The 24665-nt window shown below is 46.3% G+C and carries 30 protein-coding genes and 1 riboswitch; of the genes, 28 read left to right on the top strand and 2 right to left on the bottom strand.

From position 1 onward, the window contains the following. The first annotated feature begins 12 nt into the window (after nt 1–12). Nucleotides 13–132: riboswitch (FMN riboswitch) on the top strand. Between the two features lie 70 nt (nt 133–202). Continuing rightward, the gene (locus tag QSV55_RS06155) at nt 203–748 is read left to right on the top strand and encodes an ECF transporter S component (protein WP_289649523.1); all 546 of its coding nucleotides are present in this window, start codon (nt 203–205) and stop codon (nt 746–748) included. A gap of 31 nt (nt 749–779) precedes the next feature. Here the strand turns inward: QSV55_RS06155 and QSV55_RS06150 are convergent, their stop codons facing one another. After that, the gene (locus QSV55_RS06150; protein WP_133451054.1) at nt 780–1004 is read right to left on the bottom strand and encodes a ferredoxin; all 225 of its coding nucleotides are present in this window, start codon (nt 1002–1004) and stop codon (nt 780–782) included. A gap of 122 nt (nt 1005–1126) precedes the next feature. On the opposite strand from QSV55_RS06150, the gene QSV55_RS06145 reads away from it, so the two are divergent. From QSV55_RS06145 to QSV55_RS06125, 5 genes are all read left to right on the top strand, one after another. After that, nucleotides 1127–2020, top strand: coding sequence for a helix-turn-helix domain-containing protein (locus QSV55_RS06145; RefSeq protein WP_289649522.1), 894 nt, complete (start codon nt 1127–1129; stop codon nt 2018–2020). Further along, entirely contained in the window at nt 2017–3366 is a 1350-nt protein-coding gene (locus QSV55_RS06140) for a RecQ family ATP-dependent DNA helicase (RefSeq protein WP_289649521.1), read from the top strand. Before QSV55_RS06145 ends, QSV55_RS06140 begins: the two co-directional genes overlap by 4 nt. A gap of 75 nt (nt 3367–3441) precedes the next feature. After that, complete coding sequence (locus QSV55_RS06135) at nt 3442–4380, top strand: LysM peptidoglycan-binding domain-containing protein (RefSeq protein ID WP_289649520.1); 939 nt, start codon at nt 3442–3444, stop codon at nt 4378–4380. Nucleotides 4381–4404: 24 nt separating this feature from the next. Further along, complete coding sequence (locus tag QSV55_RS06130) at nt 4405–5049, top strand: CBS domain-containing protein (RefSeq protein ID WP_289649519.1); 645 nt, start codon at nt 4405–4407, stop codon at nt 5047–5049. Nucleotides 5050–5094: 45 nt separating this feature from the next. Next, on the top strand, nt 5095–6069 hold the full coding sequence (locus QSV55_RS06125; RefSeq protein ID WP_289649518.1) for a YpdA family putative bacillithiol disulfide reductase: 975 nt from the start codon (nt 5095–5097) through the stop codon (nt 6067–6069). An 8-nt stretch (nt 6070–6077) separates the two neighbouring features. Here QSV55_RS06125 and QSV55_RS06120 read toward each other — a convergent pair whose 3' ends face one another. Then, nucleotides 6078–7043, bottom strand: coding sequence for an asparaginase (locus QSV55_RS06120; RefSeq protein ID WP_133450684.1), 966 nt, complete (start codon nt 7041–7043; stop codon nt 6078–6080). Nucleotides 7044–7107: 64 nt separating this feature from the next. On the opposite strand from QSV55_RS06120, the gene cmk reads away from it, so the two are divergent. From cmk to QSV55_RS06010, 22 genes are all read left to right on the top strand, one after another. Further along, complete coding sequence (cmk, locus tag QSV55_RS06115; RefSeq protein WP_133450683.1) at nt 7108–7761, top strand: (d)CMP kinase; 654 nt, start codon at nt 7108–7110, stop codon at nt 7759–7761. 77 nt (nt 7762–7838) lie between these two features. Further along, a complete protein-coding gene (rpsA, locus tag QSV55_RS06110) occupies nt 7839–8993 on the top strand; it encodes a 30S ribosomal protein S1 (protein WP_133450682.1) in 1155 nt (384 codons plus the stop codon). A gap of 103 nt (nt 8994–9096) precedes the next feature. Further along, complete coding sequence (der, locus tag QSV55_RS06105) at nt 9097–10407, top strand: ribosome biogenesis GTPase Der (protein ID WP_289649517.1); 1311 nt, start codon at nt 9097–9099, stop codon at nt 10405–10407. Between the two features lie 11 nt (nt 10408–10418). Continuing rightward, the gene (locus QSV55_RS06100; protein WP_289649516.1) at nt 10419–11417 is read left to right on the top strand and encodes an NAD(P)H-dependent glycerol-3-phosphate dehydrogenase; all 999 of its coding nucleotides are present in this window, start codon (nt 10419–10421) and stop codon (nt 11415–11417) included. Nucleotides 11418–11426: 9 nt separating this feature from the next. Beyond that, nucleotides 11427–11633, top strand: a complete 207-nt coding sequence (locus tag QSV55_RS06095) for a DUF2768 domain-containing protein (protein ID WP_133450679.1) — start codon at nt 11427–11429, stop codon at nt 11631–11633. Then, nucleotides 11626–12348 carry a hypothetical protein gene (locus QSV55_RS06090; RefSeq protein ID WP_289649515.1) on the top strand — a complete coding sequence of 241 codons (723 nt, stop codon included), beginning with the start codon at nt 11626–11628 and terminating at the stop codon, nt 12346–12348. The genes QSV55_RS06095 and QSV55_RS06090 overlap by 8 nt, the downstream gene beginning before the upstream one ends. A 104-nt stretch (nt 12349–12452) precedes the next feature. Beyond that, complete coding sequence (locus QSV55_RS06085) at nt 12453–12725, top strand: HU family DNA-binding protein (protein WP_133450677.1); 273 nt, start codon at nt 12453–12455, stop codon at nt 12723–12725. Nucleotides 12726–12833: 108 nt separating this feature from the next. Continuing rightward, nucleotides 12834–13283 (top strand): hypothetical protein, encoded by a 450-nt coding sequence (locus QSV55_RS06080; RefSeq protein WP_289649514.1) that lies wholly within the window; start codon nt 12834–12836, stop codon nt 13281–13283. 27 nt (nt 13284–13310) lie between these two features. After that, complete coding sequence (locus QSV55_RS06075; RefSeq protein WP_289651059.1) at nt 13311–14021, top strand: demethylmenaquinone methyltransferase; 711 nt, start codon at nt 13311–13313, stop codon at nt 14019–14021. A gap of 12 nt (nt 14022–14033) precedes the next feature. Beyond that, nucleotides 14034–14969 carry a hexaprenyl-diphosphate synthase large subunit gene (hexs-b, locus tag QSV55_RS06070; protein WP_289649513.1) on the top strand — a complete coding sequence of 312 codons (936 nt, stop codon included), beginning with the start codon at nt 14034–14036 and terminating at the stop codon, nt 14967–14969. Between the two features lie 72 nt (nt 14970–15041). Beyond that, nucleotides 15042–15488, top strand: a complete 447-nt coding sequence (gene ndk, locus QSV55_RS06065; protein ID WP_133450674.1) for a nucleoside-diphosphate kinase — start codon at nt 15042–15044, stop codon at nt 15486–15488. A 73-nt stretch (nt 15489–15561) separates the two neighbouring features. Next, a complete protein-coding gene (aroC, locus tag QSV55_RS06060; protein ID WP_289651058.1) occupies nt 15562–16725 on the top strand; it encodes a chorismate synthase in 1164 nt (387 codons plus the stop codon). Then, entirely contained in the window at nt 16725–17744 is a 1020-nt protein-coding gene (locus QSV55_RS06055; RefSeq protein ID WP_289649512.1) for a 3-dehydroquinate synthase, read from the top strand. The genes aroC and QSV55_RS06055 overlap by 1 nt, the downstream gene beginning before the upstream one ends. Further along, the gene (aroA, locus tag QSV55_RS06050; RefSeq protein WP_289649511.1) at nt 17734–19017 is read left to right on the top strand and encodes a 3-phosphoshikimate 1-carboxyvinyltransferase; all 1284 of its coding nucleotides are present in this window, start codon (nt 17734–17736) and stop codon (nt 19015–19017) included. The genes QSV55_RS06055 and aroA overlap by 11 nt, the downstream gene beginning before the upstream one ends. Next, nucleotides 19014–20225 (top strand): tetratricopeptide repeat protein, encoded by a 1212-nt coding sequence (locus QSV55_RS06045; RefSeq protein ID WP_289649510.1) that lies wholly within the window; start codon nt 19014–19016, stop codon nt 20223–20225. Before aroA ends, QSV55_RS06045 begins: the two co-directional genes overlap by 4 nt. Continuing rightward, entirely contained in the window at nt 20215–20712 is a 498-nt protein-coding gene (locus QSV55_RS06040; RefSeq protein WP_289651057.1) for a YpiB family protein, read from the top strand. Before QSV55_RS06045 ends, QSV55_RS06040 begins: the two co-directional genes overlap by 11 nt. Nucleotide 20713: 1 nt before the next feature. Beyond that, nucleotides 20714–21142, top strand: a complete 429-nt coding sequence (locus QSV55_RS06035) for a DUF2487 family protein (protein WP_289649509.1) — start codon at nt 20714–20716, stop codon at nt 21140–21142. Between the two features lie 116 nt (nt 21143–21258). Next, on the top strand, nt 21259–21762 hold the full coding sequence (locus QSV55_RS06030; protein ID WP_289649508.1) for a ubiquinol-cytochrome c reductase iron-sulfur subunit: 504 nt from the start codon (nt 21259–21261) through the stop codon (nt 21760–21762). Nucleotides 21763–21774: 12 nt separating this feature from the next. Continuing rightward, on the top strand, nt 21775–22449 hold the full coding sequence (qcrB, locus tag QSV55_RS06025) for a menaquinol-cytochrome c reductase cytochrome b subunit (protein WP_133429078.1): 675 nt from the start codon (nt 21775–21777) through the stop codon (nt 22447–22449). Nucleotides 22450–22476: 27 nt separating this feature from the next. Then, nucleotides 22477–23265, top strand: a complete 789-nt coding sequence (locus QSV55_RS06020) for a menaquinol-cytochrome c reductase cytochrome b/c subunit (protein WP_289649507.1) — start codon at nt 22477–22479, stop codon at nt 23263–23265. Between the two features lie 49 nt (nt 23266–23314). After that, nucleotides 23315–23896: a DUF1405 domain-containing protein gene (locus tag QSV55_RS06015; RefSeq protein WP_208001492.1), complete on the top strand. Its 582-nt coding sequence runs from the start codon at nt 23315–23317 to the stop codon at nt 23894–23896. A 51-nt stretch (nt 23897–23947) separates the two neighbouring features. After that, entirely contained in the window at nt 23948–24643 is a 696-nt protein-coding gene (locus QSV55_RS06010; protein WP_289649506.1) for a zinc metallopeptidase, read from the top strand. Nucleotides 24644–24665 lie beyond the last annotated feature (22 nt).

Here is a 24665-nt window from a genome sequence, read left to right as displayed (position 1 = left end):
AAAAATAAAATAATTCATCTTCGGGGTACGGTGTAATTCCGAACCGGCGGTATAGCCCGCGACCTGCCTTCGGGTGGCTGATTCAGTGTGATTCTGAAGCCGACAGTATAGTCTGGATGGGAGAAGATGGAGTGCAGAGCAAAAAAGCTTTGCTTATTTGTGATGCCCCCTTCCTTCAGTTGATGAATGTAAGGAGAAGAATATGTCAAGTATCAACAGAACCAAGAAGCTGATTCTGATCAGCATGCTGAGTGCCATCAGTTTTGTCCTGATGTTTCTCAAGTTCCCACTGCCTTTTATGCCGCCTTATCTGACGATTGATTTCAGCGATGTGCCGGCACTAATCGGATTATTTACAGTGGGGCCAGCCGGTGCCGTATTGATTGAACTCATCAAAAACCTGCTGAATTTTGCAACGAATCCGGTCGAACCGGTCGGTCCGGCTGCTAACTTTATAGCCGGAGCTAGTTTTGTGTTAACCGCCTATTATGCCGGCAGCAGAAATAAATGGGTGGGATTAGTCGCAGCGACACTTGTCATGACGCTTGTTATGAGTCTCATGAACTATTTTGTCTTACTGCCGCTATACGGCATGATCACCAACTTAACCGATATTACGAACAATCTGAAAGCGATTGTCTCAGCAAGCATCATTCCTTTTAACATCATTAAAGGACTGATTGTTTCAATAATTTTCATGCTGATTTTCAGACCACTGTTACCTGTTATAGAGAAAAGATTCAAATAAAAAGAAGGAATTCCGCCGGAATTCCTTCTTTTTATTCGTATTTAAGCGCATCTCCGTCAAATGATTCGTCTGCTACTTTGATAGAGTCTGTTGGACAGCCTTCAAATGCATCCATCATATCTTCCTCAAGTTCTTCAGGTACTTCCTGAGTTCCCTGGTTATCATCAAGAATAACAAAAGCGATGCCTTCATCATCATAATCATATATATCAGGTGCCGCTGCACCACAAGCACCGCAGGCGATGCAAGTATCCATATCTACGATTGTATATTTCCCAGCCAAATGATTCGCCTCCTTACATAAAAATGCTACACTAGTACATATATATTCTAGAGATTCAGACACTATTTTTCAACAAAAATTATCTGGAGGCATTGATGGATTCTATTTATCAGCAGGCGAAACAGCGTAAATTCGCAGAGAAGACAGATAAAAGCTTCAATAATATTCTGATGGGCTTCAAGTCACATCAAACCTATTTCGACGCCATGATGCAAGGCCAGCTCCCCTTTTATAACAGTCGGCCGGAACGTACAGGTGACACGGCTGAAGAAATGAGATTTTATCCTTATTTTTTTGACGCCACGCATATGACGTTCCAGGCTCTCAGATTATTGACACAGACCATGGCGGCCCGCTCCTGTCATATTCATGATTTCTATCCGGTCACGAACCATTTGTATATTCAGCAGCAGGTGAAACACTGGCTTCATTCATCTGAGAGTCGGCCGGACGCATATGAAGCGGAACTGCTTACGCTCTATGACACTCTGGCACAGGCACTGCCGGTCTTCAGCTTTAAGCTGCTGCCGGATGCGAAGGGCAATCATTTCTCTGTAGATGAGATCTGCAGCGCCGCTCGCTTTGCACAAGGAGAATACCCTCTTATGCTGCTGAGAGAGCTGAACATGCTGACGCATCTGATCCATCATCATCCTTATTTCAACAGCTTGTATATCCGCATGCCCCTTCATAGTGCGACTGAACAGACACGGGAATGGATTGCCAACGGAGCGGCGCTTGAGGATATTGCTTTAAAAAGAGGAGTCAAACTTCATACGATAGAAGATCATATCATTGAAATGATCATTAAAGATTACAGCGTGGACGTCAGCCGCTATGTCACTGAGGATGAAATCGCGGAGATACGAGCGCTCTATCACGAGCATCATTATCAGCGGCTGAAACCTTATTTCGAGGAATCTCAGATGGACAGTTACTTTAAGGTGAAGATCGCACTCTGTCAGATTATGAAAGAAGTGACATTATGACAACAGAAGAAATTCTCCAGAATATATATGGATTTTCTGAACTGCGGCCCAGTCAGAAAGCAGTCATTGAAGCCATCGAAACGGGACGTGACGTACTGGCGCTTCTGCCGACTGGCGGCGGGAAGTCACTCTGCTATCAGCTGCCCGTCCTGAAGGCAGCGGGACGTGCCCTGGTGGTCACCCCTCTTATCTCATTGATGGAAGATCAGGTAGCTGAGCTGAAACGACTGAGATTAAAGGCAGTATGTATTCACAGTTACCTGGATATACGTGAGAAACGTCTCATCTACCATCAGCTGCAGGACTATCAGTTTATTTTCTGCTCGCCGGAATGGCTGGCGACTGACAAAGCTCGTGCCACGGTCGCACAGCTGAATCTGACGCATATGGTGATCGACGAAGCACACTGCATCTCAGAGTGGGGATATGACTTCAGGCCGCATTATCTTCTCCTCCACGAGATCATTAAACCGAGCATGCAGGTGATCGCCCTGACGGCAACCGCTGATGATAAAATCATCAGAGACATCAATCAGCTCTTGAGAAGGGAGCTGCTCCTGATCGATAAACGTGAGGAGCGTCGCAATATTTTTCTGTCAGTCTGTAAGAGCCCGGATAAGCTGAAAGAGATTGAATCGCTCCTTGACACCAGCGGGCCGACCATCATCTATTTTTCATCCAAAAAACGCTGCAATGAAGTTCACCAGCTGCTCAGTAAGCGCTACAAAGGCATGACGTATCATGCTGACATGACATACGAGGACCGGATGTCTGTACAGCTGGCATTTTTAGGTGACAGAATTCACTATGTCTGTGCGACGAGTGCCTTTGGCATGGGTGTCAATAAAAGCAATGTGCGGACAGTGGTTCATTACCATACGCCTAAGTCTGTGCTGCAATATATCCAGGAAGTTGGCCGCGCCGGGCGGGACGGTGAAGAGGCGCAGGCTATCCTGCTGTATGATGAAGAGGACCTTCACTTAAGTTACCGGCTGCTGCAGGAAGAACATTTATCAGAGTCTGATTTTAATCTTTATCTGAATGGTGCTCAGCTCACGGCAGAGAAGATGGAACGGCTCAGCATCCTTCGTGCAAATTTCTCTGACCGGGAAGTCCTGAACGTGCTCAGGAAAGAGTATCACACTAAACTGGCTGCTCTCAGAAAAATGGCCGAGTATGGTCAGCTGACTGCGTGTCTGAGTCATCAATTATACAATGGGGAGCAGCCCTGTACGCATTGTGAGTACTGTCAGGGCCGGAGACTATTCACTTTTGAGACATTTAAGGAAGTGCATGAGAATGATGATATGGTAGCTTATATAAAATCATTATTTAAACAGGGCTAGCTCTTTACTATTCACTTTATAGTTGTCTATAATTAATGGTATATTTAAATAAATTTAAATGAAGTGGGTGTAAGCATGGCTAGAGATAATTTCAAAGATGAGTTCGAAAAAAGTAAGCAGCCTGTAGAGAGACAGGAGGAAGTCGGTCAAGATGATTTAGTATTTGAGGGTGAGGATTTCTCAAATGACACATCTTCAGCTGAATTTCCTAAACGCGGTGTATCAAGACGTAATCGGTCAGCAGACCGTCGTCGTCGTGAGGAATCAGCAGAAGAAAATGCCAGTGTCAAAGATTCTAAGAAGAAACGTCGTCGTTCAGCCGCTGCAGGCACAGGCGCCGTTGCAGCCGGAGCTGGAGCAGACAATCATATAGAAGAGCCTGCAAAAACAGGTGAAGTGAAATCAGAAACATTTGTTGCGGGATCAGGACAACCGGTCGTGCAGCACGAAGACGAGAGAGAGCATGAGCCAGAAGAAAAGGAAAAGAAAAACAGCTGGTTACCTATTCTGGCTGGCTTGCTGATTTTAATTCCGATACTTTTCCTGTTATTCATGTTCCTGGGCAACCGCGATAACAAAGATGATCAAAACGAAAAAGCGGTGAAGACGGAAGAGGCGACGACAGAAAAAGCGACGACTGAAAAATCAAAAGAAGAAAAAACGACTGAAGAAAAAACAGTGGAGAAAGCGACAACTGAAGCACCTGCAACTGTAGAGGAAGCAACTACTGAAACCACAACAGAATTGCCATCTTCTGAGGCCGTCACAACAGAGGCAGTTACAACAGAAGCCGTCACAACAGAAGCGCCAGCTACAGAAGCGCCAGCTACAGAAGCACCTACAGCGACGGGCGGCGGCACGACGCATACAGTAGGCGCCAATGAAAATCTCTATAGAATCGCAATCCGTTACTACGGCAGCGGTACACCGGCAAATGTCGACAAAATCCGTAAAGCAAACGGAATCTCAGGTAACAATCTGACAATCGGTCAGGAACTTGTAATTCCTAAATAAGACAATATCAAAGGGGATGGGTTTATGTACTTAAAAACAATTATGATTCCAAAAGAGAAATGTTATATTGCCAATCCGAATGACTCCGTCAAGTCGGTCATTGATAAACTTGAGCATCATGGCATAGATGGGATGCCCGTGGTCAGTGAAGGTCTTTATCATGGCACAGTGACACGTTACAGTATCTTCAGACATTATTTCTTCAAGAAAGATGCTCAGCCGCGTGAAGAGTTTATCGAGAATACACGGATCAAAGATATTCTGGCGATCGATGAATATAGCGTGACAGATGAGTCACTGTTTGAAGAATCATTCTTAAGTCTGCAGGATTTCCCGATCTTAAGCATCATTAATAAGAACAATGAGTTTTTAGGTGTGGTCACACGTTTTGATGTAATGGAGCAGTTCAAGAGTGCTTTCGGCATGAATCAGCCCGGCACGCGCATTGCAATCACTTCCATCGATGCAGAAGGCCGTATTAAACGCCTGGCACAGGCGCTGCAGAAATATAAGCTGAATGCCATCTCTTTCGTGACATTTGACGAAACGGACAAGATGCATAGACGGATGATTGTGAAAGTGGACAATAGAAATCAAAAAGAGATCGAAAAATTTACAAAATATCTGGCTAAGAATGGCTTTAAAGTGCTGGATGTTCAACATAATTAACGAAGGGGCTCATTTGAGCTCCTTTTTTTGAGAAAGGTGATTACTGTGAAATATATTGAGAGCATTATTATCGGAGCGGGTCCCTGCGGTCTGTCAGCCGCCATTGAACAGAACCGGCAAGGAATCGAGACCTTGATCATAGAAAAAGGGAACGTAGTGGAAGCTATCTATAATTACCCGACCCATCAGACGTTCTTCTCATCAAGTGACAAGCTGGCTATCGGAGACGTGCCGTTTATCGTTGAAGAACATAAACCGCGCAGAAACCAGGCACTGGTCTATTACCGTGAAGTGGTCAAGCATCACCAGTTAAATATCAACACGCGTGAAGAAGTGCTGTCAGTGACGAAAGAAGATGACCGGTTCATTGTCAGGACTTCTAAAGCGAGCTATGCATGCACGTACTTAACAGTGGCAACCGGCTACTACGGCCAACATAATACGCTGGATGTCCCCGGTGCAGAGCGCGCGAAAGTACATCATTATTTTAAGGAGGCTCATCCGTTCTTCAACAAGAAGGTACTGATCATCGGCGGCAAGAATTCAGCGGTGGATGCTGCCATTGAACTGGAGAAAGCGGGGGCTGAAGTGACCGTCATCTACCGGGGCAGCGGTTACTCAAAGAGCGTCAAACCGTGGATACTGCCAATTTTCGACGGCCTTGTCAGAAGCGAGAAAATCAGGATGTATTTCAATGCTCAGTTAAATGAAATCACGGCAGATACAGTGACATTCAGTGTGGCAGGCGAAGAACAGACGATCCAGAACGATGACGTCTTCGCAATGATCGGTTATCATCCCGACTATGATTTCCTGCAGGCAATGGGAATGGACCTCGTGACCACTGAATATGGGACAGCGCCGAAATTCAACCCTGGAACGATGGAAACGAACGTTAACAATCTGTATATCGCCGGGGTCATCGCCGCAGGGAATGACGCGAACTCCATCTTCATTGAAAACGGCAAGTTCCATGGCGGCTTGATCGCAGCAGCTATCAAAAATAAAAAAGAGGCCTAGGCCTCTTTTTATTTGCGGAAATAGGTATTCAATTGCGCCTTAGTGAGCTGGTTGCTTAAACCGACAATCAGTTTCAGTCTTGCTTTCTGACCGTTTAAACCATTGGAGAAGATGACCCCTTTCCTCTCCAGTTCATAGCCGCCGCCCTCATAACTGTAGTTGTTGCTGGCAATGCCGTTGAAGCAGCGCGAGACAAGGACCACAGGCATGTCTGCAGCAAGAAGACTGTCCAGCCCCGCCAGTGAGGACGGAGGCAGATTCCCTTGACCGAGCGCCTCGATGACCACACCATCATAACCATGTGTCAGAAAGAACTCGAGAAGTTCAGCATCCAGGTCGCTATGCGCCTTGATTAAGCCGACTTTGACGGCTTCATCCACTTTGACTAGCGGCCGGTTGACGACAGGCAGGTGATGATAATAGATGGCGTTTTTAGTGATGATGCCGAGCGGTCCATAGTTCGGGCTCTGGAAAGTACTCGTGTTAGATGTGTGCGTTTTTGTCACATTCATGGCGCTGTGAATTTCATCGTTGAAGACAACGAGGACCCCCTTACCTTTTGACTGGTCATCACAGGCCGTCCGGATGGCGGCGATATAGTTGTACAGCCCGTCTGCCCCGATCTCATTGGAGGAGCGCATGGCACCTGTCAGAATGACCGGGATGCTGACATTCAGCGTCAGGTCGAGGAAAAAGGCGGTTTCCTCCAGTGTATCCGTGCCGTGCGTGATGACGACACCTTCATAATTGTCTGTGTTGATCTGCTCGATGATCAGTTTTCTGAGCCTGTTCATATGCTGGAGTGTCATATGTGGAGAAGGAACCTGAAAGGGATTCAGTTCGGTGATATCGGCAAGCGACCGGATGGACTCGAGACCTGACACAGGATTGATATCATTGGTGATGACATGTCCGTCAGGATTCTCAGACATGCTGATGGTACCGCCGGTGTGTATAACAAGAAGTTTTTTCATATGTGCCTCCTTTATGCTTCTATGATAAAATATTAATGATCAAACAACAAGGTAGGTAAGAAGGATGAAAAAAATTAATATTGCGATAGATGGGCCGGCAGCAGCAGGCAAAAGTACCATCGCTAAAAAAGTGGCAGCTGCACTTAATATGGTTTATGTGGATACAGGTGCCATGTACCGCGCCATTACATTAGCCTACTTAAAATCGGATGACAAAGATTTCAGCACATTGCTGGAGCAGATAGATATCCGTCTTGTAGCGGATCATGGACAGCGAGTGCTGCTGTCAGGGGAGGATATCACAGAACGTATCCGTGAGAATGATATAACGGAAAACGTCTCTTTTGTAGCCAGTCAAGCTGCGGTGCGCAGCTATTTAGTGGAGCTGCAGCAGCAGCTGACACGTGACAAAGGGGTGGTCATGGACGGCCGGGATATCGGGACGACTGTGATCCCGGATGCCGAGCTGAAGATCTATATGATTGCATCCGTGGAGGAACGGGCCCAGAGAAGACAGCTTGACAATGAATCGCGCGGTATTGACAGCACAGTCGAGCAGCTGAAGGCAGATATCGCGCATCGTGATCATCTGGATATGACACGTGAGATATCACCGCTCACTCAGGCAGCAGATGCCATTGAAATCGATACGACGGGACGTTCTATTGAAGAGGTCACTGCGATAATCTTGAAACTTGCGTCAGATAAATTGGAATAAAGACGATTTTCTTGACTTTTTTAGGGTAATATAAGAACGTTAGATAAAGAGCTTTTACATTTTAGGAGGATAAGATTATGACAGAAGAATTCAACGAAAACATGATTACAGAAATTCAAGAAGGCGATAAAGTGAAAGGGACAGTCCAGAAGATTGAAGATAAGCACGTGATCGTCTTCATTGAAGGGGCTAAATTTGACGGGATTATCCCGATCAGCCAGTTGACAAGTCTTCATATCGATAAAGCAGAAGAAGCTGTTTCTGTGGGAGATGAAATTGAAGCATTCGTGACGAAGATTGAAGATAAAGAAGAGGATGGCCATTACATCCTGTCTAAACGTCAGTTAGATGAATCACAATCTTTCGAAAGCCTGAAAGAAAAATTCGAGAACAATGAAACAATCGAAGCGGAAGTGAAAGAAGTCGTTAAAGGCGGTTTAGTAGTAGATGTAGGTCTTCGTGGTTTCATCCCTGCGTCACTTATCTCAACTGAATATATCGAAGATTTCTCAGATTACCAAGGTCGTCAGTTAACCCTGAAAATTGAAGAGCTTGACCAGGAGAAAAACCGTGTCATCTTAAACCACCGCGCTATCGAAGAAGAAGAAAATAAAGTGAAACGTGCTGAAATCCTGCAGAACCTTGAAGTCGGTTCAATCGTTGAAGGTAAAGTTGCACGTATCACAAGCTTTGGTGCCTTCGTTAATATCGGTGGTGTAGACGGCTTGGTTCACATCTCACAAATCACGCATGACCGTCTTGAAAAAGTAGAAGATGCACTTGAGATCGGTCAGGAAGTTAAAGTGAAAATCCTAAGTGTGGATGCAGATGCTGAACGTATCTCATTATCAATCAAAGATGCGTTACCTGGACCGTTTGAAACGATTGAAGAGAACTTCAAAGTCGGTGACATCGTCGAAGGTAAAGTGATGCGTCTTGCGAACTTCGGTGCCTTCGTGGAAATCGCTAAGGGTCTTCAAGGTCTTGTCCACATCTCTCAAATCAGTCATGACCACATCGGTAATCCAAGTGAAGTGCTTGAGCCGGGCCAAACTGTGAAAGTGAAGATTCTGGACATCAATAAACAAGAAGAACGTATTGCATTATCAATCAAAGCAACTGAAGAGCAAGGACAGGATTTTGATGCTTCATACTTAGATACAAGCTCAAATGACGATGCACCGACGCTCGGTGATGTCTTCGCTGATAAGTTCAAAGACTTAAAATTATAAGAGAGACTCGAAAAGTAACGCTTCGGCGTTACTTTTTTTGATTATGATAACAAATCAAGGTGTGTTAAAATAGGGAAGATCATATATTGAGAGGAAGAAAAAAGTGACTAAACCAACCATAGCCATCGTCGGCCGTGCGAATGTCGGCAAGTCGACGATATTTAATAGAATTATAGGAGAACGGGTGTCCATCGTTGAGGATACACCCGGCGTTACACGTGACCGCATCTACTCAAGCGGCGAATGGCTGACGCATGAATTCAATATTATTGATACAGGAGGAATTGAACTGGGGGACGAACCCTTCCAGGAACAGATCCGTGCCCAGGCTGAGATCGCCATCGACGAAGCGGATGTCATCATTTTTATGGTGAACGGCCGCGACGGCATCACGAATGAAGATGAGTTCGTGGCAAAGCTGCTGTTTAAATCCAGTAAACCTGTCGTTCTGGCAGTCAACAAAATCGATAATCCGGAGATGCGTGCTGATATTTATGAGTTCTATTCACTCGGTTTCGGTGATCCCTTCCCGATTTCAGGCTCTCATGGTCTAGGTATCGGTGATCTTCTGGACGAGGCAAGCAAACATTTCCCTGAAGAAGAGGAAGACGAATATGATGATGATGTCATCAAGTTCAGTCTGATCGGTCGTCCGAATGTCGGCAAATCAAGTCTAATCAACAGTATTCTGGGGGAAGAACGGGTAATCGTCTCCAATATCGCCGGTACAACGCGTGACGCCATTGATACCCTCTACACGTATGATGGCCAGGATTATGTCATGATCGATACAGCAGGTATGCGTAAAAAAGGGAAAGTCTATGAATCAACTGAACGCTACTCAGTTCTGCGTGCGCTGCGTGCAATCGAGCGGTCTAATGTGGTTCTCGTCGTCATAGATGCTGAAGAAGGCATCATAGAGCAGGACAAGAAGATTGCCGGTTATGCCCATGAAGCGGGTAAGGCGGTCATCATCGTCGTCAATAAATGGGATACAGTCGAAAAAGACTCCAAGACGATGAAGAAGTTCGAGGACAATATTCGTGCCCACTTCCAGTTCCTTGACTATGCGCCGATTGCATTCGTTTCAGCACTGAAAGGGCAGCGTCTGAAAACGTTGTTCCCGCTGATCAATATGGCGAGTGAAAACCACAAGAAACGCGTTCAGAGCAGTACACTGAACGAAGTGATAACAGATGCGGTGGCGATGAATCCGACACCGACTGATAATGGCAGCCGTCTGAATATTTTCTATACGACGCAAGTAGCGATTGAGCCACCGACCTTTGTGGTCTTTGTCAATGATGTCGAGATGATGCACTTCTCATATCAGCGTTTCCTGGAAAACAGAATTCGTGATGCCTTTGGATTTGAAGGCACGCCTATTCATCTCATCGCCCGAAAACGTAACTAGGAGGTTATTTCATGACAGCAATTACTGTGCTTGGGACAGGTAGCTGGGGAACAGCGCTTGCCAATGTGCTGCTGGATAATCATCATGATGTCCTTATGTGGGGCAGAGATGAGAAGACGACTGCAGCATTGACTGAAGAGAAGATGAATCCCAGATACCTGCCGCACATCCCTTTAAATGAGGGGATGAAGGCCACGACGAACTTGACTGACGCGCTTGCACATGCAGCTGTGATCGTACTCGCTGTACCGACAAAGGCGATGCGCGATATCTGCCAGCAGGTCAATGCATTAGTGCATGACAGGAAAACAATCATTCATGTCTCTAAGGGGCTGGAACCGAAGACCTTCAAGCGTATATCTGAAATCATTGAAGAGGAAATAGATGCGGATAAGCTGCAGGGCGTCGGTGTGCTGAGCGGACCGAGTCATGCAGAGGAAGTGGCGACACGTCAGCCTACAACGGTGGCCATCGCATCTAAAGATGAGCGTATCCGGCAGCTGGGGCAGGATTTATTCATGTGCGATTACTTCCGGGTCTATACGAATGAAGATTTAGTCGGTGTGGAAATAGGCGGTGCGCTGAAAAACATCATTGCGCTCGCAGCAGGTCTGAGCGACGGCATAGGTTATGGTGACAATGCCAAAGCTGCTCTGATGACGAGAGGTCTGGCGGAGATTACGCGGCTCGGCGTGAAGATGGGTGCGGATCCCATGACTTATCTCGGTATGGCAGGACTCGGTGACCTGATTGTGACTTGCACGTCTGTACATTCCCGTAACTGGCGCTGCGGTGAAATGCTTGGCAAAGGCATGTCACTTGACGCGGCGCTCGACCAGATGGGCATGGTTGTTGAGGGCGTAAGAACAACCCAGGCGGCCTACGAGATGGCTGCTGCTTATGAGGTAGATATGCCGATAACAGCTGCGCTTTATGATGTACTGTTTAATGAGGGACCAGTGGAGGAGAACGTCAGAGCGCTGATGAACCGTCAAAAAACAAATGAATAGGTGGAAGAGATGTTTAATATAACTAGAATGGATTTAATGTGGGTCTCCTTTTATTCACTCGGACTCATGATGCTTGCCATGGTGCTGATATATTTGGCACGTTTTAAAGCGAAGAATAGAGCCTTATCCATCGCGCTTTCTATTCTGGCATATGGCTCACTGCTTCTCAGCGGTCTTCTGATGATCATTGTCCTAGGTGGCTCCAGTCATGCTTAAACGGATGTTGATGCTGATGATTCCGGTGCTCTTTTTATCGGGATGTTTCTATCCGAATGCCGAGAAAGTGGAGAATCAGGTGGCGCCTCTTGATCAGCTGAATATGGTTCAGACTGCAGTCGATCAGTACCGTCAGGATAACGCGGGACTGCTGCCTTTGAAGGACCGTGACCAGTCATATGACCAATATGTCAAGCATCCGGTTGACTTCAGTAAACTGCAACCTCGCTATTTATCTGAGCTGCCGGGTTCGTCCTTTGAAAAAGGCGGTTATTATCAATATGTCATGATGGATGTTGAGACGGATCCCACTGTAAAACTCGTGGATCTCCGCAACGCTGAAGTGTTAAAAGACTTAAGAATCAGATTGAATATTCAGGATCGAACACTTGCGCTCGACCAGAAAGTGGGACCGAATGTCTATAAAATCGCCTACAAGAAATATGGACTGGATGAGTATCCGACGGTCAACAGCCCTTATAGCGGTGAGGCCCTTCCTGTCTATATCAACGGCGGCAACGACTTTATCATTGATTACACGCAGGATTTAGGCCGGGTGATCAGAGAGAAGAAGCTGAAGTTGAAGCAGGGGGAAGACATCCGTTACATTTTATACCAGGATTCGCCGATACTGCCGGCATACAGCGTGCCTTATACGGTAAATGAGAAAAATGAGCCCATCTTTAAATCGAATGCCGATCCTGATAAAAAATAAAGAAACAGGACATAAAACGTTGCAGTATCAACGTTTTGTGTGTTAAAGTCATAACAGAATGATATTCATTTATCATTACATAACCTTAGGGGAGGTGAATTGACATGAATAAAACAGATTTAATCAATGCGGTTTCTGAAAATGCTAACTTGACTAAAAAAGAAGCAGGTCTTGCTGTTGATGCTGTTTTTGAATCAATTCAAAAATCTTTATCAAACGGAGATAAGGTTCAACTGATTGGTTTCGGTAACTTTGAAGTTCGTGAACGTGCTGCTCGTAAAGGTCGCAACCCACAAACTGGTAAAGAAATCGATATTCCTGCAAGCAAAGTGCCTGCATTTAAAGCAGGTAAAGCATTGAAAGACGCAGTGAAATAATGAGATTTTTAAGAAAGCCCTGCTGCAGGGCTTTTTTTTATTGAGTTTTTTTCTTTATTAGCGTCTATTTTAAGTTATAATGGAGTATAACGTTTGGGAGGCTGCAGGATGGATTTTTATACACAGTACAAAGAGGACAACTTAAAACTGGAAAGTCGCTTTCCTCTCTATCGCTGTCCGGCAGTGAATGCTGATCTTGTCGGTATTCTGACCCGACTTTCCATCGCAGACAATATCAAGAAGAGTATACTGGCTATTGATTCTGCCATGCGGCTCGGCAGAAATGTAGACGATGACAACAAGGCGCATACTCTGCTTGCAACCGATCTGCTGAGTGCACAGTTTTACCATTATAATGCAGAGGATTTCGATCAGGCTGTCTTCAGCAATCTGACGGAATGTGTGAAACGCTACAACCTGCTGATGTCGGCTTTTCATACATCGCAGGATGAATCACTGATACCGGAGATAGAAGCGGCGTTTGTGCTGCCTTTTATTTCTATGGATGATCCAGCTGTCCAGCAGATGATCAGACACTCTGAACTCTATACTAAATAAAGTAGGTGCTCTATGACTAACAATGAAATGCCGCGTACACCGGAGGAGAAAACAGAACTTGTCCATGGTGTCTTTGAAAATATATCAACACGTTATGACCGTCTCAATGATATCATCAGCTTTAATCAGCACAGACGCTGGAGAAAAAAGGTGATGCAGCGTATGCAGGTCCGCCGGGGAGCTCGAGCGCTCGATGTCTGCTGCGGCACAGCTGACTGGACGATCCAGCTCGCTCAGGCAGTCGGTCAATCGGGTCATGTGACAGGCCTTGACTTCAGTGCGAATATGCTTGAAGTCGGCAAGCAGAAGACGGCAGGTTACCGCAATGTTGACCTTGTCCTCGGCAATGCAATGGATCTCCCGTTTGAGGACAATACGTTTGATTACGTGACGATCGGTTTCGGTCTGCGCAATGTGCCTGACTACTCTAAGGCGATCGAGGAGATGTACCGCGTCTTAAAACCGGGCGGCATGGTGGTCTGTCTGGAAACCAGTCAGCCGACACTGCCAGGTTTCAAACAAGGTTACGAGGCGTATTTCAAATATGTGATGCCGCAGTTCGGCAAAGTCTTTGCGAAGTCCATGAAGGAATACAGCTGGCTCCAGCAGTCAGCCTTCAATTTCCCGGATCGTTATGCACTGGCCAAGCTGTTTGCAGCGGCAGGATTTGAGAAAGTGGAATTTAAAGGTTTCACAGGAGGCGTGAGTGCCATGCATCTCGCCTATAAACCACAATAAGGATGAGCTTATATGTTAAAGGGGCAAATTAAAGAGGTTGAAGCAATCATCAATGACATCATCAGCCGGGATGAATCAACCATCAATGCGGCAAGTGCGCATATCCTGTCATCAGGCGGCAAGAGGATACGTCCTTATTTTGTCCTGCTGTCAGGCAGTTTCGGCCAGGAGCGCGAGGCTGAACTGATCAAGACAGCTGCAGCGCTTGAAATCGTCCACATGGCGAGTCTGGTTCACGATGACTATATTGATAACAGTTCAAAGAGACGGGGGAAGGATGCGATTCATGAAGTCTGGGATGGTCAGACTGCTGTCCGGACCGGTCATTATCTGCTGGCTTCTGCGCTTCAGCTCATCTCCGATATAGACAATCCTGACTTTCACCACTATTTCTCTGATATCATTCTTGAGGTATGTTACGGGGAATTTGATCAGCTGTCTGACCGCTATGACGCCGCAGTCAGCCTGACGGATTACTTGAGACGCATCAACCGTAAGACAGCTGTGCTCATTGAAGCGAGCTGCAAATTAGGAGCGATGAGTACGGGCAGCGATGCCAAGACGGTCTTCCATTTAGCCAGATTCGGCCACTTCATGGGTATGAGCTATCAGATTATTGATGATATTCTTGACTATACCAGCTCTGAAGCGGTGCTCGGCAAACCCGTCGGCAGTGATATCCGCAACGGCCATGTGACCTTGCCTTTGATGTATGCCGCTTCAGACGCTGACGTCAGAAAGATGCTGAGTCTGCTGTCGCCTGACCAGCCGGATGATTATTTCAATCAACTGATTGAGCGCGTCAACATCAGGGGCATAGAGCCTGCTGCTGCCATCAGCCGTAAATATGCTGAAAAAGCAGCCTATCATCTGCTCAAGCTGCCGGATACTGATGACCGCAGACAGATGGAGAAACTACTGGTTAAAATGACAAAAAGAATATTTTGATAATTGAAAGAAATCGTTTTCAATGTTACACTATCTATGGTTTTATAAAACATCAGAGGGTGGGTATTTTTAATGGAAAGAACTTTTTTAATGATCAAACCAGACGGCGTCGGTCGTAACTTAATCGGTCCGATTGTCAGCCGTATTGAAAACAAAGGCCTTAAAATCGTCGGTGCCAAGTTGATGACGGTGTCAGAAGACTTAGCGAAGACGCATTATGGTGAACATAGCGAGCGTCCATTCTTCGGCGAACTTGTTGACTTCATCACTTCCGGGCCTGTCTTTGCGATGGTGCTTGAAGGGGAAAATGTGGTTGAAATCGGCCGTACGCTGGTCGGTAAGACAAATCCGGCAGAATCAGCGCCTGGCACAATCCGTGGTGACTACGGCATGACAGTCGGCAAAAATATCATCCATGGTTCAGATTCAGTCGCTTCTGCAGAGAAAGAGATTGCGCTGTGGTTCAAAGAAGATGAAATCATCGATTATTCATTAGTGAATGCAGCCTGGGTTTACTAATTTTAGAGTCGTGTCAGTGATGACACGGCTTTTTTTATGCTAAAATAGAGTTATTTACAGGAGGAAGATTATGTTGCGATTTTTGACAGCAGGTGAGTCTCATGGACCACAGCTCACAGTGATTATAGAAGGACTGCCGGCAGGCCTTGAGCTGACGGGTGACGCCATCTCTCTTGAGCTCTATAAGCGCCAGGGTGGTTACGGTCGTGGCCGACGGATGCAGATCGAGAAGGATACGGTTGAAATCACTTCCGGTGTCAGACATGGCTATACACTGGGCAGTCCGGTCACATTGATTGTCAGGAATGACGATCATAAGCACTGGCTTAGTATTATGGGTGTTGAACCGATTGACCAAAGTGCCCATGATGAAATGAGACGTGTCATCACGAAGCCGAGACCTGGACATGCGGACCTCGTCGGTGGCATGAAATATAACCACCGGGATCTGCGGAATGTGCTGGAGCGCTCAAGTGCGAGAGAAACCGCTGCACGTGTAGCAGTCGGTGCGGTCTGTAAAATTTTGCTGCAGCAGCTGGATGTAGAGATTTTCAGCCGTGTGAAAGCAATCGGCGGTGTCAGAGATGAGGGGGTGTATTCACCGGCAGAGATCAAGGCGAAGAATCATGCCAACGATGTCAGGGTGGTGGATGAGTCTCTTGCCCAGGCTATGCGTGACCGGATAGATGCCGCTAAGAAAGCGGGTGATTCTCTCGGCGGTGAAGTGGAAGTGACGGTTATGAATGTGCCGCCGGGTCTTGGCAGCTATGTTCATTATGACCGCAAACTGGACGGCCGCATTGCGCAGAGTGTCATCAGTATCAACGCGTTTAAAGGTGTGTCATTTGGAGACGGATTTAAGATGGCGGATATGCCGGGCAGTGAGGTCCAGGACCCTATTGCACATGATGAAGAGGGGTATTCAAGATTGTCCAATCATCTGGGCGGCTTGGAAGGCGGCATGACCAATGGAATGCCTATCGTCGTCAATGCTGTGATGAAGCCGATTCCGACTCTTTATAAACCGCTTCAGTCAGTTGATATTGAGACGAAGGAAAGCTATCTCGCCAGCATAGAACGCTCGGACAGCTGTGCTGTACCTGCTGCTTCTATTGTCTGTGAACATGCTGTCGCATTTGAGATAGCAAAGGCCGTCCTGGAAGAATTCCAGTCTAATTATATGGAACAATTAAGGGAACAGATCAATGCCCATAGAGAAAGAGTGAGACAATTCTGATGGAACTCTCCACACACTATAAAGATGACAATTATACAGTTTATGTCGAGCACGGGGCGCTCAGGAAACTGGATACCTCTTCCTATGACCAGGTCATCGTCATTATCGATGAGAAGGTTCATGCCTTGCATGAGGAACGTCTGACAGCTATCACCGCCACAGCCACCGTCTTTCAAGTAGCAGCAGGCGAATCGCTGAAGACACTCGCGGCTTACAGTACACTGATCAATCAGATCATCGACAGAGGTGTGACCAGAAAGTCTGTTATAGTGGCGATCGGCGGCGGCAGTGTCGGAGATTTTGCAGGCTTTATTGCGGCAACCCTTTTAAGAGGTATTGATTTTATCCAGGTGCCGACGACTATTCTGGCTCACGACTCGGCTATAGGCGGTAAAGTGGGTATCAATGCCGAGAGCGGTAAGAACTTGATCGGTGCATTCAAGCGGCCGAAAGCTGTTATCTACGACCTTGATTTTCTGACGACACTATCTTATACGGAGAAACTGAGCGGCTTCGGTGAAATAGTGAAGCATGCCATGCTCGATTCATATATGGCACTCGAAGCTCTGCAGCAGGATTATAGTGATAAGAATGAGTTGGCCCGCTTGGATGCTCTTGATCACTGGCTGATAAAAGGCATGGCCCAGAAACTGAAGATAGTTGAGGCAGATGAACATGAAGCGGGCCTGAGAAAAGTATTGAACCTGGGTCATACATTCGGTCATGCAGTAGAATTCACGCATCATATTCCGCATGGCCAGGCAGTGATGCACGGTCTATTGCTGACAGGCATCCTGTCAGGCAGGGATATGAGACCGCTAGCAGCGTGGTTCAGAGAACTGGGTCTGGCACCGATTGACTATCAGCCGTTTGATACCTATTATCAGTTGATGCTGAAGGATAAAAAAAATCAGGATGGCAGCATTCAGTTTGTGCTGATGGATCAGCGCATACAAGCTGTCTCGAAAGAGCGGCTGCTGCATGCCTTCAATAAGTTAGGAGAATTCGATGCGGATTAATTTGACAGGACCTCTTACAGGTCAAACACAAGTGCCGGGTGATAAATCGATGACACACCGCGCGGTAATATTCAGTTCCCTGGCAGCGGGACGCTCGACGATTGAAGGGGCACTGCTCGGAGAAGATTGCATGCGCACGGTAGATATATTCAGACAGCTGGGGGTAACGTTTGACAGAACAGGCACCACTTTGACGGTCGACTCACCTGGCTTCGCTCAATTTACTGAACCTTCACAGGTCCTTTATACCGGCAATTCAGGCACGACGACGCGACTACTGGCAGGCCTGCTCTCTGGTCTGCCCTTCCGCACCGTGCTGTCGGGCGATGCCTCCATCGGGCGCCGGCCGATGAAACGAGTCATTGACCCTCTTAAAGAGATGAACGCGCATATTTCAGGCAGTCATGACAATACAAGAACGCCGCTGATCATTGAACCCGCTGCACTTGAAGGCATTCACTACGTGATGCCGGTCGCCAGTGCTCAAGTCAAGTCAGCTATTCTCTTGGCAGGGCTGCATGCTGAGACAAAGGTCACTATCACTGAGAAGACCGCCTCAAGAAATCATACTGAGACCATGCTGCCCCTGTACGGCGTGGCACTTGAAACCGGAGAAACAATCACACTGCCGGCGCGAGGCATCGAGCGCATCAGACCATGTGATTTCAAGGTACCCGGTGATATTTCATCAGCTGCCTTTCTCATGGTGGCCGCCCTCATCACGCCGCATAGTGCAGTCACAATACAGGGAGTGGGCATCAACAAGACACGGGACGGCATCATCGAAGTCATCAGAATGATGGGCGGTGACATCAAGGTCATCAATCAGACAGCAGAGAGCGAACCGGTGGCGACGATTGAAGTGCGCTATACACCGGACCTGAAACCTGTGACCCTGGACGGTGCACTGATTGCACGCTTGATAGATGAGATTCCGGTCATTGCGCTCCTGATGACCCAGGCGGATGGCATCAGCATCATTCGCGACGCAGAAGAATTAAAGGTCAAAGAGACGAACCGGATTGACACAGTGGTCAACGAACTCAATAAATTGGGCTTCAACCTGACGGCAACAGCGGACGGTATGGAAATCAGACCGGGCAGAAGACAGATGAAGACGGGTGTGGATAGTCACGGCGATCATCGCATCGGCATGATGCTGGCAGTTGCCACCCTGATAACCGGCGAAACTGAAATAGCGGGCTTAGATAGTATCAATGTCTCGTTCCCCGGGTTTATGGAACAATTCAAGCAATTAGGAGTGAAAGAATGAATATATATGAACTGATCGATCAGATTCATCTGCAGCATATCGACAATCTGGATGACAATGTCAACCGTGCCCTTGGTTCTGATGACCACGATGCACTCTTTATACTCGGAGAAACACTTTACCAGTATGGGCTGGTGCCACAGGGCCTTAAAGTGTTTGAACAGCTTTATCTGCTGTATCCGGATGAACAGGAACTGCTCGTCTACTATATCGAAGGATTGGTGGATGAAAATGAGCTGGATAAAGCGCTCACTGTTCTGCACCGTTCACCCCTGACGACAGAACGTCTGCTGCTTGAAGCGGACCTCTATCAGCAGCAGGATATGCTTGAAGTGGCCTTACAGAAGCTGCGACAGGCAGAAGAACTGGCGCCGGATGATTTAATCGTGTCATTTGCGCTCGGGGAACTGCTTTACTTTGATGGTGAATATTTGCAGGCAGCACGACGTTATGAACAGCTGCTATCAGCTGGCGAGCAGCATATTAACCGGATCAATCTGACGAGCCGGCTGGCGGACTGTATGCTTCAGGCAGGTAATTATGAAGAAGCGGAAGCCTACTATCAGTCACTGGATGAAGAAGAGATGACAAGCGATGATTTCTTCAAGAAAGCATTAGCACTTGAGAAGAACGATCACCTGCAGGATGCCATCCAGGAACTGACGACCTTAATCGACAAAGATCCAGATTATATGCAGGCTTACTTAGTGCTTGTCAACTTACTTGAAGCAGAGCGCCGTTATGATGAAGCCGTTTTAGTCGGCAAAAAAGGTCTCCTGATCAATGAGTTCTTTAAAGAGCTGATGGTGGATACTGCACGTATTATGCTGAGGCTGAAGGATACAGAAGGGGAGCAGCTCTTGATTCAGGCTCTGACCATTGACCCTTCCTATACAGAAGCATCCTTACTGCTGGCAGATTATTATAAGGAAGAAGGCAAATTCGAAGAGATGATTCAGCTCTTCTCAATGATCGATGAAGAAGAGATGGATCCAGTCGTCAAATGGACCCTCGCTTACAGTTATCAGCAGCTGGAAAGAGATAAGGAAGCCAAGCATTTCTTCGAAGATGTCTATCCGGATCTGCAGGACAATATCGATTATTTGAATGAGTATTACAGCTATCTCCTTGAAATCGGTCAGCCGGCTGACAGGGTGGAGCAGCAGCTGATCAAACTGGATCCGAATTTTGAGCCTTATGGTCACTGATTTAATAGAAGAACGTCGTGGACTGCTCAAATATATCCTGTTTAAGTACCATATTAATAACAAAGAGACCGTCTGGGTACTCAACTATCTGAAGGACCATCCGGTCATGAAGTATTGCCGGTTCAGTGCGCCCGTGGATGGTCTGGACGGTATCACGCTGACAGCAAGTTTTCAGCTGCTCTTCAGTCATCAGAATATGATCCTGACGGAAGCAGATGTCATATTCAATCTGCTCAATGCTATTGAGGAACCGTTTTATCTCTATATCACCTTCAGGGATGACAAAATCAATCAGATGTATGAATATGAGTGGCTGCTTGAACAGATGGACAAACAGCAGCTGCCTGACCAGCTGGCTCTCTCTGCGAAGATGAAAACGCAGATGATGGCGATAGTTGAAACACGCATTGATTTGGCGCTGATCATGAATGAAAGAGCAGGCTTCCAATACTACAGCAAACTACTCAAGAAACTGAAGGAGAGTTAATATGTTATTCAATCATCACGACCTGAAAGAGATCAAGCATCAGCTCGAATATATCGATACAGCGATGATTCCTGTCATCGATGTCGACTATAGAAGTCAGCTGCTGAATATTGTTGATCGCTACGAAGTCATTCAGATGATGACCTTAGCGGTTGAAAATCAGTTTAAGGGCAGAGTCCTTCTTGTGCCGCCTGTGCAGGTGCAGGAGGATTATACGCTTGCGACGGTGATAGGTGAGCAATTAAAGCGCTATGGCATGAAAAATATTTTGTTTGTGACGCCGGCCAGTTCCCATTTTGAAACCACTGAAACGCTCTTCAAAGTGAACGTCTTTCCGCTTGCTTCCATGGATGCGGATATGCGCGAAGAAATGCTGGAACCACAAGTCAAAAGCCTGATGAGAACGATTATTTCGATGTGGAATAAGTAATTAATTTTTCATGACATATTTCCGACATTTTATTGACCATCCTAATGTATTAGGCTAAAATTGATATGTCCTAGTATATTTTTGAATTAACAAAGCATTAGAGGGGGGAAAACTAAATGAGCCAACGTGTCACAAGACGCCAATTTTTAAACTATTCCCTGATGGGAGTTGGATCATTTATGGCTGCTGGTATCGCTTTACCATTAGGTCGGTTTGCGCTGGATCCAGTCTTCAAGAGTGGAGCGGCTGGAAATATGATTACAACAAGTGTGAAAACTTCTGAAATCACACAGGTGCCAACAAAAGTTGACTTCAAGTTCGAGCAGAAGGATGCCTGGTATACAAGTGAAGTCACTGAATTCGCTTGGGTTTATAAAGACGGCGAAAACATTGTAGCACTTTCACCGACATGTAAACACTTAGGTTGTACGGTCAACTGGAATGGTGATGATGCAAACCCGAATCAATTCTACTGTCCTTGCCATAATGGTCGTTACGAGAAGAACGGGAAGAATATTCCGGGTACACCACCACTTGCACCACTTGATCAGTACGAAACAGGCGAAAAAGGCGGAATGCTGACTATCGGTAAAAAGCATCCGAATGAGTTAGCGAAATAGGAGGGTAATTAAATGATCGAGAAAATCTATGACTGGGTCGATGATCGACTTGATGTAACACCCATCTGGCGAGATATTGCGGATCATGAGGTGCCTGAGCATGTCAACCCTGCTTACCACTTTTCTGCATTCGTCTACTGCTTCGGTGGATTAACATTTTTCATCACTGTAATTCAAGTATTATCAGGTATGTTCTTAACGATGTATTATGTACCGGATATCGTCAATGCATGGAAATCTGTCTATTACCTGCAGCATGATGTGGCAGCTGGTGTGATCGTCCGTGGTATGCACCACTGGGGCGCAAGTATCGTAGTCGTCATGATGTTCCTGCATACGCTGCGTGTATTCTTTACCGGTTCATACAAACAGCCTCGTGAATTAAACTGGGTTGTCGGCGTATTAATCTTTATTATTATGGTTGGATTAAGTTTCACTGGATACTTATTACCATGGGATATGAAAGCTTTATTCGGTACTAAAGTAGGTCTTCAGATTGCAGAATCTGTCCCATTCATCGGAGGATGGGTGAAGACGCTGCTTGCCGGTGACGCACAGATTGTCGGTGCACAGACGTTGACACGTTTCTTCGCGATTCACGTGTTCTTCTTACCTGCATGTTTATTCGCGTTATTAGCGGCTCACTTCATCATGATTCGTAAACAAGGTATTTCTGGTCCATTATAAACCGAATATAAAAGGAGGTAATGAGAGATGCATCGCGGTAAAGGGATGACATTTGTCGGTGATTCCCGTATTAAAAAGTACGAGAAAGCCAAATTAAACAGAGATTATTCAGAATTTCCGGGTAAAACAGAGAGTTTCTGGCCCGATTTCCTACTTAAAGAATGGATGACAGGCGCGGTTTTCCTTATCGCATTCTTATGCTTGACGGTTGCGCATCCAGCACCGCTTGAACGTGTGGCGGATCCTTCTGATACAGGATATACACCACTGCCTGACTGGTACTTCCTGTTCTTATATCAGATCTTAAAATACACATATGCTTCTGGTCCATTCAATACGTTCGGTGCCATTGTCTTACCAGGTATCGCATTTGCAGCACTGCTGCTTGCGCCGTGGTTAGATACGAGCCGTCACCGCTTATGGTATAAACGTCCGGTAGCTTCAGGTATGATGTTACTGACGGTCGCTATTTTATTCTATACGACTTGGGAATCTAGTCATTACCATGACTGGGAGAAACAAGAAGCACAAGGTAAAATCACCTTCTCTAACTTAGATAAAAAAGACCCTGCGTATACTGACATCATCAAGTCTAACTGTACAAGTTGTCACGGTGGTGAGCTGACAGGGGGCGCAGGTCCAAACTTAGTAGAAGCTAATCTGCAGCCTGCAGCGGTTGAAGCATTTGTTACAAATGGTGCCGGTAAAATGCCGTCATTCAAGGATACATTATCAAAAGATCAGATCAAGCAGGTAGCTGAATATGTAGCTAACCTTGAACTGACTGATGAAAATGGCAAACCATTAAAGAAATAACAGTTAAGAGTCATCTTTGAGATGACTCTTTTTTTATAGGAGGATTTCAATGCAGCAGCTTTACTTCTGGTTGACAAACCGCTATTTTCTTCTCTTTCTCATCGTCTGTAACCTGTTAGGCACGGCATATGGCTATTACTGGTATTTAGGGCAGTTGGCGCACACACGCTGGTACTTCATGCCTTTCGTTCCGGACAGTCCGACCGCGAGTCTTTTTCTGTGTATCGCCCTGCTTTTCATCGTCCTGAAGAAACATGCCGGACTTTTTGAGGCACTGGCATTCGTCACACTGATCAAGTACGGGGTCTGGGCAGTGGCCATGAATATTTTCGCCTTCATCGAACTGGGCGAAGTGACGGCTACGGGCATCATGTTATGTATTTCGCATGGCATCATGGCAGTTGAAGCTTTATTGTTTTTACCTTTCTTCAGAATAAAGAAATGGCATATTTTAGCGACGCTTATCTGGGTCTTTCATAACGATGTCATCGATTATGTCTATATGCAGTATCCAGTCTACAGCATGCTGGACGCGTATATCAGACATATCGGCTATTTCGCATTCTGGCTGACGGTCATACCGGTTGTCATGTTGTGGCGCAAATTTGTGGGCATGAATTATTTGACTTAGTCTGACCTTCTCAATAAAATAGAGGTAAGCACATTATCGAGGAGGAAATCAATGAGCTATATTATTTATTTCGTGATTATCATGTTGATTCCTATGTATTTTCAGCATAAGGTCAAATCGACATACAACAAATATTCTAAAGTCAGATCGACTTCAGGGAAATCAGGTAAACAGGTCGCAGAAGAAATTCTCGCGGCGAATGGTATTCATGATGTGGAAGTGCTGGAAGGACAAGGCTTTCTGTCAGACCATTACGATCCACGGACAAAACGGGTGGTATTAAGTCCTTCTAACTTCCGTCAGCCGAGTGTGGCAGCAACAGCTATTGCGGCTCACGAAGTCGGACATGCTATTCAGCACGCGACAGGATATAACTTCCTGAAAGTGCGTTCCAGTCTGCTGCCGCTTGCGAACTTAGGGACATCATTCAGCTATCTGCTGATCATGATAGGTGCTGTCCTGACAGGCATTTCATCATCTGGCAGCAGTCTCGGTACTTTAGCCATCTGGGCTGGGGTCTTCTTCATGTTCTTCGCTGTCCTCTTTTCTATCGTCACACTGCCGGTCGAATTTGATGCTTCTCGCCGTGCAATGAATCAGATAGAGAAACTGCAGATGGTGGACACACAGGAATATCGTCATGCGAAGTCTGTGCTGTCAGCTGCTGCGATGACTTACGTCGCTGCTACAGCAATCGCAGTCGCAGAATTCCTGAGAATGTTCATGCTCGCAAGAAGCAGTGACTAAATAAAAAAGTTCTATCCTGTAT

The sequence above is a fragment of the Macrococcus bovicus genome, assembly GCF_030376725.1.
GTDB classification, from domain to species: Bacteria; Bacillota; Bacilli; order Staphylococcales; family Staphylococcaceae; genus Macrococcus; species Macrococcus bovicus.
This window is presented reverse-complemented; position numbering and strand designations above follow the sequence as displayed.

What these genes read in the sequence shown, in the direction of transcription:
- QSV55_RS06010 (WP_289649506.1), top strand. Translation starts at nt 23,948, where the DNA reads ATGAGCTATATTATTTATTTCGTGATTATCATGTTGATTCCTATGTAT.
- QSV55_RS06090 (WP_289649515.1), top strand. Translation starts at nt 11,626, where the DNA reads ATGCTTAAACGGATGTTGATGCTGATGATTCCGGTGCTCTTTTTATCG.
- rpsA (WP_133450682.1), top strand. Translation starts at nt 7,839, where the DNA reads ATGACAGAAGAATTCAACGAAAACATGATTACAGAAATTCAAGAAGGC.
- QSV55_RS06045 (WP_289649510.1), top strand. Translation starts at nt 19,014, where the DNA reads ATGAATATATATGAACTGATCGATCAGATTCATCTGCAGCATATCGAC.
- cmk (WP_133450683.1), top strand. Translation starts at nt 7,108, where the DNA reads ATGAAAAAAATTAATATTGCGATAGATGGGCCGGCAGCAGCAGGCAAA.
- QSV55_RS06055 (WP_289649512.1), top strand. Translation starts at nt 16,725, where the DNA reads ATGGAACTCTCCACACACTATAAAGATGACAATTATACAGTTTATGTC.
- QSV55_RS06135 (WP_289649520.1), top strand. Translation starts at nt 3,442, where the DNA reads ATGGCTAGAGATAATTTCAAAGATGAGTTCGAAAAAAGTAAGCAGCCT.
- qcrB (WP_133429078.1), top strand. Translation starts at nt 21,775, where the DNA reads ATGATCGAGAAAATCTATGACTGGGTCGATGATCGACTTGATGTAACA.
- QSV55_RS06075 (WP_289651059.1), top strand. Translation starts at nt 13,311, where the DNA reads ATGCCGCGTACACCGGAGGAGAAAACAGAACTTGTCCATGGTGTCTTT.
- QSV55_RS06150 (WP_133451054.1), bottom strand. Translation starts at nt 1,004, where the DNA reads ATGGATACTTGCATCGCCTGCGGTGCTTGTGGTGCAGCGGCACCTGAT.
- ndk (WP_133450674.1), top strand. Translation starts at nt 15,042, where the DNA reads ATGGAAAGAACTTTTTTAATGATCAAACCAGACGGCGTCGGTCGTAAC.
- QSV55_RS06100 (WP_289649516.1), top strand. Translation starts at nt 10,419, where the DNA reads ATGACAGCAATTACTGTGCTTGGGACAGGTAGCTGGGGAACAGCGCTT.
- QSV55_RS06095 (WP_133450679.1), top strand. Translation starts at nt 11,427, where the DNA reads ATGTTTAATATAACTAGAATGGATTTAATGTGGGTCTCCTTTTATTCA.
- QSV55_RS06155 (WP_289649523.1), top strand. Translation starts at nt 203, where the DNA reads ATGTCAAGTATCAACAGAACCAAGAAGCTGATTCTGATCAGCATGCTG.
- QSV55_RS06085 (WP_133450677.1), top strand. Translation starts at nt 12,453, where the DNA reads ATGAATAAAACAGATTTAATCAATGCGGTTTCTGAAAATGCTAACTTG.
- QSV55_RS06040 (WP_289651057.1), top strand. Translation starts at nt 20,215, where the DNA reads ATGGTCACTGATTTAATAGAAGAACGTCGTGGACTGCTCAAATATATC.
- aroA (WP_289649511.1), top strand. Translation starts at nt 17,734, where the DNA reads ATGCGGATTAATTTGACAGGACCTCTTACAGGTCAAACACAAGTGCCG.
- QSV55_RS06080 (WP_289649514.1), top strand. Translation starts at nt 12,834, where the DNA reads ATGGATTTTTATACACAGTACAAAGAGGACAACTTAAAACTGGAAAGT.
- QSV55_RS06145 (WP_289649522.1), top strand. Translation starts at nt 1,127, where the DNA reads ATGGATTCTATTTATCAGCAGGCGAAACAGCGTAAATTCGCAGAGAAG.
- QSV55_RS06130 (WP_289649519.1), top strand. Translation starts at nt 4,405, where the DNA reads ATGTACTTAAAAACAATTATGATTCCAAAAGAGAAATGTTATATTGCC.
- QSV55_RS06030 (WP_289649508.1), top strand. Translation starts at nt 21,259, where the DNA reads ATGAGCCAACGTGTCACAAGACGCCAATTTTTAAACTATTCCCTGATG.
- QSV55_RS06015 (WP_208001492.1), top strand. Translation starts at nt 23,315, where the DNA reads ATGCAGCAGCTTTACTTCTGGTTGACAAACCGCTATTTTCTTCTCTTT.
- QSV55_RS06140 (WP_289649521.1), top strand. Translation starts at nt 2,017, where the DNA reads ATGACAACAGAAGAAATTCTCCAGAATATATATGGATTTTCTGAACTG.
- hexs-b (WP_289649513.1), top strand. Translation starts at nt 14,034, where the DNA reads ATGTTAAAGGGGCAAATTAAAGAGGTTGAAGCAATCATCAATGACATC.
- QSV55_RS06120 (WP_133450684.1), bottom strand. Translation starts at nt 7,043, where the DNA reads ATGAAAAAACTTCTTGTTATACACACCGGCGGTACCATCAGCATGTCT.
- QSV55_RS06035 (WP_289649509.1), top strand. Translation starts at nt 20,714, where the DNA reads ATGTTATTCAATCATCACGACCTGAAAGAGATCAAGCATCAGCTCGAA.
- QSV55_RS06020 (WP_289649507.1), top strand. Translation starts at nt 22,477, where the DNA reads ATGCATCGCGGTAAAGGGATGACATTTGTCGGTGATTCCCGTATTAAA.